The organism is Mesorhizobium sp. WSM4887, from assembly GCF_029625865.1.
Taxonomy (GTDB): domain Bacteria; phylum Pseudomonadota; class Alphaproteobacteria; order Rhizobiales; family Rhizobiaceae; genus Mesorhizobium.
Genome location: NZ_JARTVP010000001.1, coordinates 463,457 through 476,968, shown reverse-complemented (window position 1 = coordinate 476,968; position 13,512 = coordinate 463,457). Strand labels below are relative to the sequence as shown.

13 protein-coding genes and 1 tRNA gene are annotated in these 13,512 nt (G+C 63.2%); 10 read left to right on the top strand and 4 right to left on the bottom strand.

The features are described 5' to 3' along the window. Nucleotides 1-95: 95 nt before the first annotated feature. Nucleotides 96-341, top strand: coding sequence for a hypothetical protein (locus P9230_RS02325; RefSeq protein WP_095802156.1), 246 nt, complete (start codon nt 96-98; stop codon nt 339-341). A 185-nt stretch (nt 342-526) separates the two neighbouring features. Further along, nucleotides 527-832, top strand: a complete 306-nt coding sequence (locus P9230_RS02320) for a DUF982 domain-containing protein (RefSeq protein ID WP_067325334.1) — start codon at nt 527-529, stop codon at nt 830-832. A 4-nt stretch (nt 833-836) separates the two neighbouring features. Here P9230_RS02320 and P9230_RS02315 read toward each other — a convergent pair whose 3' ends face one another. Further along, the gene (locus P9230_RS02315) at nt 837-1,523 is read right to left on the bottom strand and encodes an aspartyl/asparaginyl beta-hydroxylase domain-containing protein (RefSeq protein WP_278117258.1); all 687 of its coding nucleotides are present in this window, start codon (nt 1,521-1,523) and stop codon (nt 837-839) included. A 318-nt stretch (nt 1,524-1,841) separates the two neighbouring features. Here P9230_RS02315 and P9230_RS02310 point away from each other — a divergent pair, with 318 nt between their 5' ends. The 3 genes from P9230_RS02310 (at nt 1,842) to P9230_RS02300 (ending at nt 3,572) form a co-directional block, all read left to right on the top strand. Beyond that, complete coding sequence (locus tag P9230_RS02310) at nt 1,842-2,213, top strand: hypothetical protein (RefSeq protein ID WP_278117256.1); 372 nt, start codon at nt 1,842-1,844, stop codon at nt 2,211-2,213. Between the two features lie 161 nt (nt 2,214-2,374). Next, nucleotides 2,375-2,548 (top strand): hypothetical protein, encoded by a 174-nt coding sequence (locus tag P9230_RS02305; RefSeq protein WP_095829885.1) that lies wholly within the window; start codon nt 2,375-2,377, stop codon nt 2,546-2,548. Nucleotides 2,549-3,290: 742 nt separating this feature from the next. Further along, complete coding sequence (locus P9230_RS02300; RefSeq protein ID WP_278117254.1) at nt 3,291-3,572, top strand: hypothetical protein; 282 nt, start codon at nt 3,291-3,293, stop codon at nt 3,570-3,572. A gap of 182 nt (nt 3,573-3,754) precedes the next feature. On the opposite strand, the gene P9230_RS02295 is transcribed toward P9230_RS02300, so the two are convergent. The 3 genes from P9230_RS02295 to phaC form a co-directional block, all read right to left on the bottom strand. Next, nucleotides 3,755-3,829: transfer RNA gene (locus tag P9230_RS02295), tRNA-Glu, on the bottom strand. A 138-nt stretch (nt 3,830-3,967) separates the two neighbouring features. Beyond that, complete coding sequence (locus P9230_RS02290; RefSeq protein WP_278117253.1) at nt 3,968-5,263, bottom strand: D-Ala-D-Ala carboxypeptidase family metallohydrolase; 1,296 nt, start codon at nt 5,261-5,263, stop codon at nt 3,968-3,970. A gap of 201 nt (nt 5,264-5,464) precedes the next feature. Beyond that, nucleotides 5,465-7,306 (bottom strand): class I poly(R)-hydroxyalkanoic acid synthase, encoded by a 1,842-nt coding sequence (gene phaC, locus P9230_RS02285; protein WP_278117251.1) that lies wholly within the window; start codon nt 7,304-7,306, stop codon nt 5,465-5,467. Between the two features lie 97 nt (nt 7,307-7,403). Between phaC and P9230_RS02280 the strand changes: the two genes are divergently transcribed. The 5 genes from P9230_RS02280 (at nt 7,404) to recJ (ending at nt 13,499) form a co-directional block, all read left to right on the top strand. Further along, nucleotides 7,404-7,814, top strand: coding sequence for a hypothetical protein (locus P9230_RS02280; protein WP_067328042.1), 411 nt, complete (start codon nt 7,404-7,406; stop codon nt 7,812-7,814). Between the two features lie 49 nt (nt 7,815-7,863). Beyond that, complete coding sequence (locus tag P9230_RS02275) at nt 7,864-9,081, top strand: LL-diaminopimelate aminotransferase (RefSeq protein ID WP_067000132.1); 1,218 nt, start codon at nt 7,864-7,866, stop codon at nt 9,079-9,081. Between the two features lie 47 nt (nt 9,082-9,128). Next, nucleotides 9,129-10,442, top strand: a complete 1,314-nt coding sequence (locus P9230_RS02270; protein ID WP_127248590.1) for a homoserine dehydrogenase — start codon at nt 9,129-9,131, stop codon at nt 10,440-10,442. 148 nt (nt 10,443-10,590) lie between these two features. Next, entirely contained in the window at nt 10,591-11,574 is a 984-nt protein-coding gene (gene glpX / locus P9230_RS02265) for a class II fructose-bisphosphatase (protein WP_095826122.1), read from the top strand. A 140-nt stretch (nt 11,575-11,714) separates the two neighbouring features. Continuing rightward, a complete protein-coding gene (recJ, locus tag P9230_RS02260) occupies nt 11,715-13,499 on the top strand; it encodes a single-stranded-DNA-specific exonuclease RecJ (protein ID WP_278117247.1) in 1,785 nt (594 codons plus the stop codon). The last annotated feature ends 13 nt before the right edge of the window (nt 13,500-13,512 follow it).

The following is a 13,512-nucleotide window of genomic DNA, read 5'->3' as shown; positions in this document are numbered from 1 at the left end:
TAGCCGGGTCAGGATGCAGGAGATTTACGCCCGTTGACGGCACCGGAACGCGCAAGATCGACGCTGCTGCAAGCAGGACCGCGTGCTCGGCCCTGATGGCGCTGCTTGCGCTTGCGCTGGTGAGCTTCGCCCAGGCCGAGGTCTCCGCCTCGACAGCGTCTGCCCCGGGCGGCGCCGGCATCAGCGCGATGCGGCAGGGCGTAACGCTTGCCTGGCTGAGGATCGCCGGCAAGGCGCAGGCCCTCGTGCTCGGCGTCATCTTCGCCGTGCCGTCCGCCTATCTGCTGGTGGTGGTCTCGCGCATGGCCTATGAGGCGGAGACGGACCAGCCGAACCAGTAGACGCAACCTCGACAGGGCGATGCCGGTTGCATCGCCCGGTCGAACGATGTGGCTGGGGCGCCGATTTGCAGTGGCAGTCGCCGGGCCCGCACCCCACTGAGGTCACATTCCTGCGTCAAAAGCCGGTCAGAGAACTTTTCAGAACGAACGGCGTTGCTCCGCTGCGCCAGTTCGGGAGACAGGGAATGGACAGGCTGCAATTCGAGGTGCCGGTGCGCATCACGCCCGCGCCCGGCCTGCCGGTCGAGGAAATTTACAGCGTCGAGCAGGCGCTCGATTTCCTGCAGAACTGGCCGAAGCGCCGGCAGGGCAAGCTTTATGACGCCGCGTTTAACGCCTGCTTCGGCGCGACCGTCGATGTGGCGAGCGCCGAGGAGGCGTGCCGGGCCTTCATGGTCTTCTGCCGGGTCAGCGGTTTGCTCGCAAGGGACATGATGTTGCCGCTGAAGCGCGGCGGCAGCGCAAGAGGGTTTCGGGAAGCGAGGGCGTGACGCTTCACCCGGCGAAAGATACTCCTCTGTAGTGCATTCCCAACTGCACGCCGCGAACGATCAACCTGGACAGGACCTCCATGTCCAGCGGCATCTCCGGGCGCCACACATCAAGCAACAAGGCGATACGCGCTTGATCGGCGCTGTTCATGACCTCGTGCTCGAAAGTGTCGTCCCACAGCAGGCATTCGCCGTCGGCGATCCGCTTTTCCTGATGGTTGATCATCATGATCGTTGCCGGGCGGCCGTCCGCCAGTTTCGGAATGACAAGGCCGAGATGAAACCTCATGATGCCGCGAAAGGGGCCGCGGTGGGGCGGGATGTGCTTGCGCGGCGCCAGGAATGAAACAGCCGCCGATTTGACCTCGGGGCATTCCGACAGCAACTGGCTGAGGGTAGGCATCTTCCCAAGGTTTTCCGGGATCGTCATGTCGTAGGCCTTGAGCACGAACATGCGCCAATCGAGGCCGTCATTGGCCGAAATCTCGGCCTGTTCCGGCATGATGTCGTGAAAACGCGGAACCCGGTTCAACTGCACCGACAGCGCTTCATCGCGAATACTCTGCCAGACGGCTGCGAACTTCGTCGCGTTGGGAAAATGCGTGGAGGCATCAAGAATCGCCGGTGCATCTATGCGTTTTTCATAGATACGACGCACCAGATCGGTTCCAAGATCGTAGACGTTCGACATCGCATCGCCTCGACCATGTTATAATATAGTGCACGATTGCTTTCAGCTATGGGTCACGGAGATTTGTTCCGAGGCGTCAGGCAGAGGTTCGGTTTTGTATCACTGCGTCTTGGATGTCATCTGCGGGACCAGTCGTGACGCCTCGATGACTTCGGGCGTCGTGCTGTCGATCGTGCCGTCTCAACCGCCTGCGGCTGGTCGGCTGCATGCGCTGTCGTGCAACTCAGGACACTGGGGGCGATTGGGCCGCGAGTGCTGTGTCAAAAAAATTGCCAGAACGCACAAAGCCACGCCGGCAACTTGCCAGCGAGGCATTTGTTGGAACCCGATCGTCAATCAGTGGCGATCGTGTCCGCGGCCGCCGCTCTGGTGGCCGTTGTTTGCGGCACCCAGGCACTGGTTCCAGTAGCCATCGTGATTGCTGCAAGAAGTGATAATCTGCTGCTGAGCATAAGCCGCACCGGCCAAGCTGAAAACCGCGACAGTAGCCAGAATTGCATTACGAATGATGTTGGTCATTTGAGTTTCCCTTTGCTCTCATTTCCGGCAGTGCCGGTCGAGGCCGTTTTTGCAGCGATCATGTTTCGATCTGATGGTGTGCAATTTCGGCTTTGTTTCGAGGAGGCAACGGCACACGCTCCCTGTGCGTGGGATGCCTGGGACAACTCCGATCACCTCAAAACCTTCTGACCAGCTTGGTTGTGTGCGAGCGTTTCAGGGGCAACTGTTTGGTTACAGCCCGTGAGCTTGCGTGCGACGCGGCGGAAACAATCATCGACCATCTAGTACCGATCGAAAGCAGCCGAAGATCGCTCGCGGGACGGCTTCGGCACATGGAAGGATGATGAGCCATGTCGATTTTAAAAACGCTCAACCGCATGGGAGCGGCCCTGAAATATGCGCATGATGCCCAAAAAACGACGCGGATGCTGAACAGCCCGCCGCGCGAAATGCAAATGGATTTTGGCTGGGCAGTTATGCCGACCACCAAATATCTTTCTTCCAACACTTGGGACGGTATCTGACGAAGTTTCAGCGTAGAGCCGGCTAAGCCGCCCTTGTTCGGCAGGAGGACAATTCCGCAGCGTGCCGATGCCGTCGCCGACGGAGCCGCAGAGGTCAAGGCGAAGCTGGCCCAAGTCGATCTTGCTGCGCGATTCCTGGCCCATACGATGCGAAACCCTGCACGGCGATTCCTACCGGATTGAGATCGACCCACGCTACTGGCTTCGTCTTGGTTCGGGTGGAGAATGTTTGGCGGCGGAAATAGACGGGCTGCTCATCGATACTCTTCGGACGAGGCTCGGCTGCTCAGGTGGCCCGGCTATTCCTTGTACGGAACAATATACCTGACATTGCTGTCGCCGCGCGTAACCGTAACTGTCGTATAGCCGGCTGGCAAAGAGCCCGTGATGGTCGGATCGACGACCTGGCATCGGCCGACCATTCTTGCGCTAGGAGCGCCGGCGAGTTCATCTGCCAATGAGGCACGGCATTCGTTGAGGGAGGCGAAAACCCGAGGCGCCGTATTAAGCGGTTTGCAGATCGAAGCCTCGCCTGGGCTGCACAAAAGCAAAACCATCACCGCTGCCGTAGCCGGGTCCATCGTCGAAGCTCCTTTGTGGAGCTTTAAACGCTCGCGAAATCCCTTTGTTTCAGATGTCGCTAAAATACGAGGCAATTCCCGGCGACCTCGGTGGCCGGGCCTGTCGATCCTCGGGAACAAGACGCGTTAGTTCGCTGTTATTATTAGCAGAGGCTAATACGATGCCTTTTAGCGTCACCAGTGCGACTTCGGATGCTGTTCTCGAAGCCAGGAACACTGACGCTGAGATCCTTAGAATCGTCGACCTCGCCAACAAGACTGATGCCAAGATCGGCACCATGCGCCTGGGGCAAGCTATCCAGTTCGTTGCGAATGCATCCGTGCTTGGATACGGAGTTCGCGGAGCGATGGTGTTTTACGGAAAAGCAGGAACACCGAGCCTCAGGGCGAGAGAATGTGAGCAGTTGTGGGCGCTATATGGTTTCGCACTCCTTGAGCCATAATGTCTGGCTCGATGGAGCGCTGGAAGGCGTTCACGTTATGAAAAGCGCGAACGGATGACAGGAGCCGCCACGGATTCTCAGAGCGGGCCATTTCGCGGTCACCGTCGGCCGTAATACGCAGTCGCTATTTGACGCTTATTGGATGATTTGCCGGGAGAGGGTGCTAAGTCGCTGACATCTGCTGGTACGCCCAAGGGGAATCGAACCCCTGTTACCGCCGTGAAAGGGCGGTGTCCTAACCGCTAGACGATGGGCGCGCTCAGACGAAGCGGCTTATAATTGCGTTGTTCGCAACCGGCAACCCATCTGCCGCCACATGCGACAACTTTTTTCGCGAGCCTGCAAAACGCATGTTTGGCAACCGGAAAACAGTTCGACCGAAGCAGGTAAGCCGCTTAGTTGTCGCCACCGCCGCTGCGCCGGCGGCAGCGCCAGTTCCAGTCGCGCTCGGGGCCGACGTCGACATGGACGGATTCGGTGTGGCAGTAGGTTCCGACGCCGCCGCGGCCCGGCATCGAACGCACATAGCTCGCCAGCTCCCACTTGGAGACGCCGGGAACCTGGATGTCGGCGGCAGCGCAATACATGTGCAGCGAGTTCTTGGCGCCGTTGGCGCGGCGGTTGCGGGCAGGGTCGCGATAGCCGGAGGTGACGATCATCTTGCGGCCGAAATGACCCTCGATCGTCTTCAGCACGCGCACCAGCGAAGGCTTCAGGCAGGCGACGTCGACACTTTCGTTCTGTCTCAAGAGGCCGTTGGGCGCGAGCCTTGCCATACCGGCGGCGGACGCCACCTGGTAGGAGCCGCCGCCTTCGTCCTCGTTGAGATCGACGTCGCTCTCGTCGTCGATGCCGGACTTGCGCTTGATCTCGAACAGCGCCGTCTGGCGCACGCCGGGCAAGGCATCGGCGCCGGTGATGTGGTTGCTGCTGTCGTCACCGAGGGAAGCCAGTTGCACCGGCTTGTCGCCCGGGGTCGCGGAGGCGAGGGTGACGATCGGCTTTGTCGCCGGCGACGTGGTCTTGGCCTGGGCGGCGGGCTGGTCGCTGGAGCGCGTGTTGATCAGCGGGGCAGGCGCGGCCGAGGCCGGCGTGGTGCTGAACAGAGAAGCAAACAGCCCCTTCTTCGGCGCGGCGATCGGCTGCTGCTGGGGCTCGCCCGCTGTCACGTAGACGCCTTTGCTCATCGCCTGCACGGTCGCCTGCGCTTGCGATGCGACCGCGGCGGCATCGCCGGCAGCGACTTTGTCGGTGGCCGCTTTCGTCTCCTCTGCCGTCTGCGGCGGATGTACCAGCGGTTGCGGCGTGTTGCCGGCGATCGAGCCGGCGTCAGCAGGAACCGCTACCGCGGGGAAGGCTGCTCCGGGCCGGGTTTCCGGCACATAGGCAACTTTTTCCGGCAACGGTTTGTCGTCTTCGCCCATCACGGTCGATGCCGCCTCTGGGGATGCCGGGGAGGTCGACGCCGCCTGCGAGGTCGAATCGGCCGACGCCTCGGACTGGGCGCTGGAAGCCGCGCTCATCTCGGTGGCGGTTGAATTGTAGGCGGGCGTGACGACCGACATCGTCGGGTCGCCGGTCGAGGTGCAGGAGGCCAGAAGCACGGATAAGAGCGCTGCCACGATGCTGCGGCTTTCCCTTCGTGCGAGGCGCCAACCTGCTGATTTCAAAATAAAATTCCCCCTTGGCATCCGGTCCGTACATCGTCGCCGCAGCACTCCAGTGCCTCTGGCGGCGACCTCCTGTTCCCGAACCGGAAACGGGATCTGTATCGATCTGCAAAGCCTCGGATTTATTGTTTGTCTGCAGGCGAGCTGAGGCTACGAAAACGATTAACAGCACCATTTCGCCCTGTTTGGGCGGCCCGTCAACTCACCAGACATTACAGCCGGTTACACACGCACCTTGACATAGGTGCCCGGCGCGTCCCCCAAGGTTTTCATACGCTTGCCCGGTTTGCGGGCGGGCACATGGATGTTGTCCTGGCTTTCGATCCAGTGCTGCCAGTGCGTCCACCATGAGCCGGCATGCTCGTGCGCGCCGGCGAACCAGGTGCTGAAATCCCCCACCGGCTTGCCGCCGGTCCAGTACTGGTACTTGTGCGCCGCCGGCGGATTGACGACGCCGGCGATGTGGCCGGAGCCCGCGATGACATATTCGACGTCGCCACCGAAATAGCGCGAGCCGAGGAACACCGAGAGCGCCGGCGCGATGTGGTCTTCCTTCGTGGCGAGGTTGTAGACGGGGATCGTGATGTCGGCCAGCGAGACGGTGCGGCCGGCAAGCTCCATCGTGCCGCGGGAGAGATTGTTCTCGAGATAGCAATTGCGCAGATAGAAGGAATGGTTGGCCGCCGCCATGCGGGTCGAATCGGCATTCCAGTAGAGCAGGTCGAAGGGCAGGGGATCCTTGCCGCGCATATAGTTGTTGATGACATAGGGCCAGATCAGGTCGCCCGAGCGCAGCATGTTGAAGGCGGTCGCCATCTTGGTGCCGTCGAGATAGCCCTTTTCGCCCATCGAGCGCTCCACCGCGGCAACCTGGTCCTCGTCGACGAAGACCTTGAGATCGCCGGCATAGGTGAAGTCGACCTGAGTGGTGAAGAAGGTCGCCGACCTGATGCGGTGGTCGCCTTCCTGCGCCAGCAGCGCGAGCGCCGCGGCCAATAGAGTGCCGCCGACGCAATAGCCGATGGCGTTGACCTCCTTCTCGCCGGTCGCCTTCTCGACCATGTCGAGGCCATATTGCAGGCCCTCGCGGATATAGGCCTCCCAGCCTTTGGCGCCGTGGCGCTCGTCCGGGTTGATCCAGGAGATGACGAAGACCGTGTGGCCCTGCTCGATGGCCCAGCGGATGAAGGATTTCTGCGGGTTGAGGTCGAGGATATAGTATTTATTGATCCACGGCGGGCAAATGAGCAGGGGGCGCTTCAGCACCGTCTCCGTCGTCGGATCGTATTGGATGATCTCGGCGACATCGCTGCGGCCGATGACCTTGCCGGGTGTCGTGGCGATGTTCTTGCCGATCTCGAACGGCGCGTAGTCCGCCTGGCGCAGCTTCAGGTCGCCCCTGCCGGCGGCGATGTCCTCGGCCAGCATCTTCATGCCGCGCACCAAATTCTCGCCGTTGGAGGCGACGGTCTCGCGGAACAGCTCGGGATTGGTCAGAATGAAATTCGACGGCGCGATGGCGTTGGAAACCTGCTTGACGTAGAAGCTCGCCTTGTGGCGGGTGTGCTCGTCGAGGCCCTCGGCATGATCGACGAGATCGGAGGCCCAGCGCGAGGTCACGAGATAGGCCTGTTTCAGGAAGTCGAAGAAGGCATTGCGGCCCCATTCCGGATCCTGGAAGCGCTTGTCGCCGCGCTCGGGCTTGACCGCGTCCTCCGGGGCTTCGGCGTTGGGGCTGGGGCTGACCTTCTGGATGGCGTTCGCCCAGACCGTCATGTAGCCGGCGAACAGCCGCGTCTGCGCTTCAAGCGCGCGCTGCGGGTCGGCCAGCCAGTACTCCGAGAGCTTGGAGAAGGTCTTGACCATGTCGACCACGGGTTCGGCGACGTGGTCGCGCACCTCACCCTTTTCGCGCGGCTCGGCCCAGGCGGAGGCCGCCTTGCCGGCCTGCTCGATCATGCGCGCCATGTTCAACGCGAAGCGTTCGGGATCTTTCACCAGATATTGCTCGACGGTCGAAGGTCCGCCATTTTCCGCTTTGTCCGAATCGGGCGCTTTGGACATGGTTCGCGGGGTTCCTCCCGGAGCGTTTTCTTGACATATTACCATGGGACATCTGACCGGGTCCAACACGCTCTAACCCGGCTGCCAGGAAAACAATATGACGATTAATGTTGGCGGGACTTATTTTCTCGGCGCCGGTTCGATTTGCCGCATCGCCGCCGCAGCCGCGGTGCTATGCACGCCGTTGCTTGCGGGCGGCTGCGAGACCAGCAGCAACACCAACAATGCGAGGCCGACCGCGGTGACCGAGGGGCCGAAGGACACCGGCTCCTATCCGAACCTCAACATTCCGCCGCCGGTAGCCGCCAAGCAGCTGACGAAGGAAGAGACTGCCGCCAAGCTTGCCCAGCTCAAGGCCGAGCAGCAGGCGCAGCTTGCCAAGGGCGGCCGCGCGAAGCCAGCCGCCAATACGGCGGCGCTGAACACGCTCGCCAGGACGCATGGCGACGACGCGCTGAAGCAGATCGAAGGCAAATGCGATCCTGCCCTCGACCCTAACTGCAATTAGGTCTATATCGCGCGCCGAAAAGCGCCCCCTTTGATCGTCTGGAACTCCAATGGAAGAATTTCACAAGGTCCGCCGGCTTCCGCCTTACGTGTTCGAGCAGGTGAATCGGCTGAAGGCCAGCGCCCGCTCGCGCGGTGCCGACATCATCGACCTTGGCATGGGCAATCCGGACCTGCCGACGCCGAAGGCCATCGTCGACAAATTATGCGAAGTGGTGCGCGATCCGCGCACGCATCGCTATTCGTCCTCGCGCGGCATTCCGGGCCTGCGCCGGGCCCAGGCGAACTACTATGCCCGCCGCTTCGGCGTGAAGCTCAATCCCGACACGCAAGTGGTGGCGACGCTCGGCTCGAAGGAGGGCTTTGCCAACATGGCGCAGGCGATCACCGCGCCCGGCGACGTCATCCTGTGCCCCAATCCGACCTATCCGATCCACGCCTTCGGCTTCATCATGTCGGGCGGCGTCATCCGGTCGCTGCAGGTGGAACCGGATGACGGCTTCATCCCGGCGGTCGAGCGCGGCATCCGCCACTCGATTCCGAGGCCGCTGGCGCTGATCCTCAACTATCCGTCGAACCCGACGGCGCTTGTCGCCTCGCTCGATTTCTACAAGGACGTGGTCGCCTTCGCGAAGAAGAACGACATCATCATCCTGTCGGACCTTGCCTATTCCGAGATCTATTTCGACGGCAATCCGCCGCCTTCGGTGCTCCAGGTTCCAGGGGCGATGGATGTCTGCGTCGAGTTCACCTCGATGTCGAAGACTTTTTCCATGCCCGGCTGGCGCATGGGCTTCGCGGTCGGCAACGAGCGGCTGATCGCGGCGCTGACGCGCGTCAAATCCTATCTCGACTACGGCGCCTTCACGCCGATCCAGGTGGCGGCGGCGCATGCGCTCAACGGCGACGGTGCCGACATCGCCGAGGTGCGCGAGGTCTATCACAAGCGGCGCGATGTGATGGTCGATTCCTTCGGCCGTGCCGGCTGGACCATTCCGGCGCCGGCGGCCTCGATGTTCGCCTGGGCGCCGATCCCGGAACAGTTCCGCCAGCTCGGCTCGCTCGAATTCTCCAAGCTGCTCATCGAGCACGCCGACGTGGCGGTGGCGCCGGGCATCGGCTTCGGTGAGCACGGCGACGATTTCGTTCGTGTGGCGCTGGTCGAGAACGAGCACCGGATCCGCCAGGCGGCGCGCAACATCAAGCGCTTCCTGGCCTCGACCGCCAAGCAGCCCAACAATGTTGTGCCGCTCACCGCGCGCCGCTGAATTCACCGCACATCACACCGACCAATCTTTGAGGGGCGTCGCCGGACATGGCTGAAGCGTTGCGTGTTGGAATTGCCGGCCTTGGCACGGTGGGCGCCTCGGTGGCGCGCGTGCTCAACGACAAGGCCGCCGAGCTCACCCGCCAGTGCGGTCGCGACATTGTCGTCACAGCGGTTTCGGCGCGCGATCCGAAGCGGGACCGCGGTGTCGATCTGGGCGACACCAAATGGTTCGACGATGCCGCGAAGATGGCCGAGAAGGCCGACATTGATGTCTTCGTCGAGCTGATCGGCGGCGACGAAGGGCCAGCGCGTGCATCGGTGAAGGCGGCGCTCGAGGCCGGCCGCCATGTCGTGACGGCCAACAAGGCGCTGTTGGCCAAGCACGGCGTGCAACTCGCCGAGATCGCCGAGAAGAAGGGCGTGCTGCTCAACTACGAGGCTGCGGTGGCCGGCGGCATCCCGGTCATCAAGACGATGCGCGAGGCGATGGCCGGCAACCAAGTCAGTCGCGTCTTCGGCATCCTCAACGGCACCTGCAACTACATTCTGACCCGCATGGAGGCCGAAGGCATCTCTTTCGATGCCTGCCTCAAGGACGCGCAGCGCCTCGGCTATGCCGAAGCCGACCCGACCTTCGACATCGAAGGCCATGACACGGCGCACAAGCTGTCGATCCTGACCAGCCTTGCGTTCGGCACGAAGATTGCCGCCAACGACATCTACATGGAGGGCATCTCCAACATCACCCAGGCCGACATTCGCGCCGCAGCCGAGCTCGGCTACCGCATCAAGCTGCTCGGCGTCGCGCAGCGCACCGACAGCGGCATCGAGCAGCGCGTGCATCCGACCATGGTGCCGACGGCCTCGGTCATCGCGCAGGTGCATGGCGTCACCAATGCCGTGGCGATCGAGACCGACATCCTGGGCGAGCTTTTGCTCTCCGGCCCCGGCGCCGGCGGCAATGCCACCGCCTCGGCGGTGGTCGGCGACATTGCCGATATCGCCAAGAGCCGGCCGGGCTTCCAGCACGGGCCGGTCTTCGGCTGGCCGGCGAAGGAATTGAAGCCCTACAGGAAAGCGCAGATGCGCAGCCATGCCGGCGGCTATTTCATCCGGCTCACCGTGCACGACCGCATCGGCGTCTTCGCGGCGATCGCCAAGCGCATGGCCGACAACGATATTTCACTGGAATCGATCGTCCAGCAGGCCGCCGGGCCGGCTACCGAAGCGCAGAAGACCGTCATCCTCGTCACCCACGAGACAACGGAAGCGGCGGTGCGCAAGGCGGTCGAAGGCGTCACCAAGGACGGCCATCTCACCGACAAGCCGCAGGTGATCCGTATCGAGCGGGCGGAATAGTTCGAGTCATACTTCACCTTTAATCGATTGATATTGCTGCCATTTCAAAAATTGAAATGGCAAGTCTTGCCGTTGTCATGGAGCTTTGCCAGAAGAAGCGCGCTTCTGGCGGGAGGCAAAGCGCAGTTTCAACGAGGAATGCCCATCCATGAACATGGCCCAAAACATCGCAGCCGGCCTCGATCGTATCCTCACCATGGAAGTGGTGCGTGTGACCGAAAGGGCCGCGGTCGCCGCTGCCAGGCTGCGCGGTCGCGGCGATGAGAAGGCGGCCGACCAGGTCGCGGTCGATGCGATGCGCCAGGAACTCAACCGGTTGGCCATCAAGGGTACCGTGGTCATCGGCGAGGGCGAGCGCGACGAGGCGCCGATGCTCTATATCGGCGAAGAGGTCGGCACCGGCAAAGGCCCGGCGGTCGACATCGCGCTCGATCCGCTCGAAGGCACGACGATCTGCGCCAAGAACCTTCCCAACGCGCTTGCCGTCATCGCGATCGCGGAAAAGGGCAGCCTGCTGTTCGCGCCCGACGTCTACATGGACAAGATCGCCATCGGGCCGGGATACCCGGACAGCCTGATCGACATCGACGCGCCGCCGGCCGAGAACATCGCCAATCTCGCCAAGGCCAAGGGCGTGGCGGTGCCCGACATCACCGCCTGCATCCTCGACCGGCCGCGCCATGCCAAGCTGATCGACGCGGTGCGGGCCACGGGCGCCGCCATCCGGCTGATCGGCGACGGCGACGTCGCCGGCGTCATCCACACCACCGATTCGGAAGAGACCGGCATCGACATCTATCTCGGCACCGGCGGCGCGCCGGAAGGGGTGCTGGCCGCGGCGGCGCTTCGCTGCACGGGCGGACAGATGCAGGGCCGGCTGATCCTCGACACGCCGGAGAAGATTGCACGGGCCGAAAAGATGGGCATTTCGGATCCGAAGCGGGTCTATCGCGCGCAGGACATGGCGCGCGGCGACGTGCTGTTCGCGGCGACCGGCGTCACCGACGGCAATCTGCTCGGCGGGGTGAAGTTCGGGCGCACCTTCATCACCACTCACACCATCGTGCTGCGCTCGTCCTCGCGCACAGTGCGCGAGATCAAGGCGCGCCACCAGGATCTGGAAAAGTTCTGATTTCGTCCTTGTAGACACTTTCGCGCAATTACGGTCGGAGCGCCCTTCCACAGTTTTCCGGGGTGGTTCGCTTTCCCGGAATTGCTAGGGCTGTCGCATCTTGATATCTGCCGAAAGATGGTGTGCAGACGGCGCGTCTCATGATGGGCGAGAGACGCTTCTTCCTCGATGTCAGGCAGTCGGCGACCGGTGTTTCCTGGGAGCACCGGCTGACCGAGCGGCAGGACATGGCCGCTTTGGCCATCGCGCAGGGCCATGGCGTGCCGGACATCGTCGCAAGGGTGCTGGCTGGGCGCGGCGTGACGGTCGAGCAGACCGAGCGCTTCCTCGATCCGACCATTCGCGAGCTTTTGCCGAACCCGGCCTCGCTGACCGACATGGAGAAGGCGGCGGCGCGCATCGCGGATGCGGTCGTGGCCGGCGAGAGGGTGGCGATCTTCGGCGACTACGATGTCGACGGCGCCGCGTCGTCGGCGCTGCTGAAGCGCTTTCTGGCGCATTTTTCGGTGCCGTCCGAGATCTATATCCCCGACCGCATCTTCGAAGGCTACGGCCCGAATCCGGAAGCTATGCGCGAGCTGATCTCGCGCGGCGCGAAGCTGATCGTCACCGTCGACTGCGGCACCAACAGCGCCGTGTCGATCGAGGCGGCGAAAGATGCCGGCGCCGACGTCGTGGTGCTCGACCATCACCAGGTCGGCGGACCGCTGCCGGCGGCGGATGCGGTGGTCAATCCGAACCGGGAGGACGACCTTTCGGGGCAGGGGCATCTCTGCGCCGCCGGTGTGGTCTTCCTGTGCCTAGTGCAGACGGCGAAGGTGCTTCGTGAACGCTTGCCGAACGCCGCGCCGGTCGATCTGCTTTCGCTGCTCGACCTCGCCGCGCTGGCGACCGTTTGCGACGTGGTGCCGCTCACCGGCGTCAACCGCGCTTTCGTAGTCAAGGGGCTGCAGGTGGCGCGCCAGCAGAAGAATGAGGGGCTGGCGGCGCTTGCGCGGGTCTCGCGCATCGGCGAGCCGATAAATACCTTCCATCTCGCCTATCTGATCGGGCCGCGCATCAATGCCGGCGGGCGCATCGGCGATGCCGCGCTCGGCAGCAGGCTGCTTGCCACCGAGGATCTCGTTGAAGCCACAAGCATTGCCGAGACGCTCGACCGGCTGAACCAGGAACGGCAGCAGATGGAACTGGAGATGCTGGCGCAGGCGCGCGCCGAGGCCGACGCGGAGCTTGCCGGCGGCACCGGCCCTGGCATCGTCGTGACCGCCAGCAACAGCTGGCATCCCGGCATCGTCGGGCTGCTGGCCTCGCGGCTCAAGGAACATGCGCGCCGTCCCGCTTTCGCCATCGCCTTCAATGCCAATGGGATCGGCACCGGCTCGGGGCGCTCGGTCTCCGGTTTCGATCTCGGCCGGCTGGTGCGCGAGGCGGCGCAGGCCGGCCTGATCGCCAAGGGCGGCGGTCACGGCATGGCGGCAGGCATCACCGTGGAACGTGCCAAGCTCGGCGCGCTTCGGGCTTTCTTCGAGGAGCGCGCTGCGGCGGATGTGTTCCGGCTGCAGAGCGAGGAAAGCCTCGCGATTGACGGCGCGTTAGCCGCCGAGGGCGCGACGCTGGCGCTTCTCGACGCGCTGGAGAAAGCCGGCCCGTTCGGCGCCGGACACATCGCGCCGGTGTTTGTGCTGCCGCGCCACAGACTTATCGATGCGCGGCCGATCGGCACCAACCACATCCGCGCCGACCTGCAGTCGCAAAGCGGCGGCAACCTCCAGGCGATCGCGTTCCGCGCCGTCGACACCGCGCTCGGCGAATTCCTGTTCAAGAACAGGGGCAAGACCGTGCACATAGCCGGTTCGCTGTCGGGCAATTACTGGAACGGCAACCGCTCAGTGCAATTCCGCATCACAGATGCCGCGATTGCTTGACTGACGCTTCGGA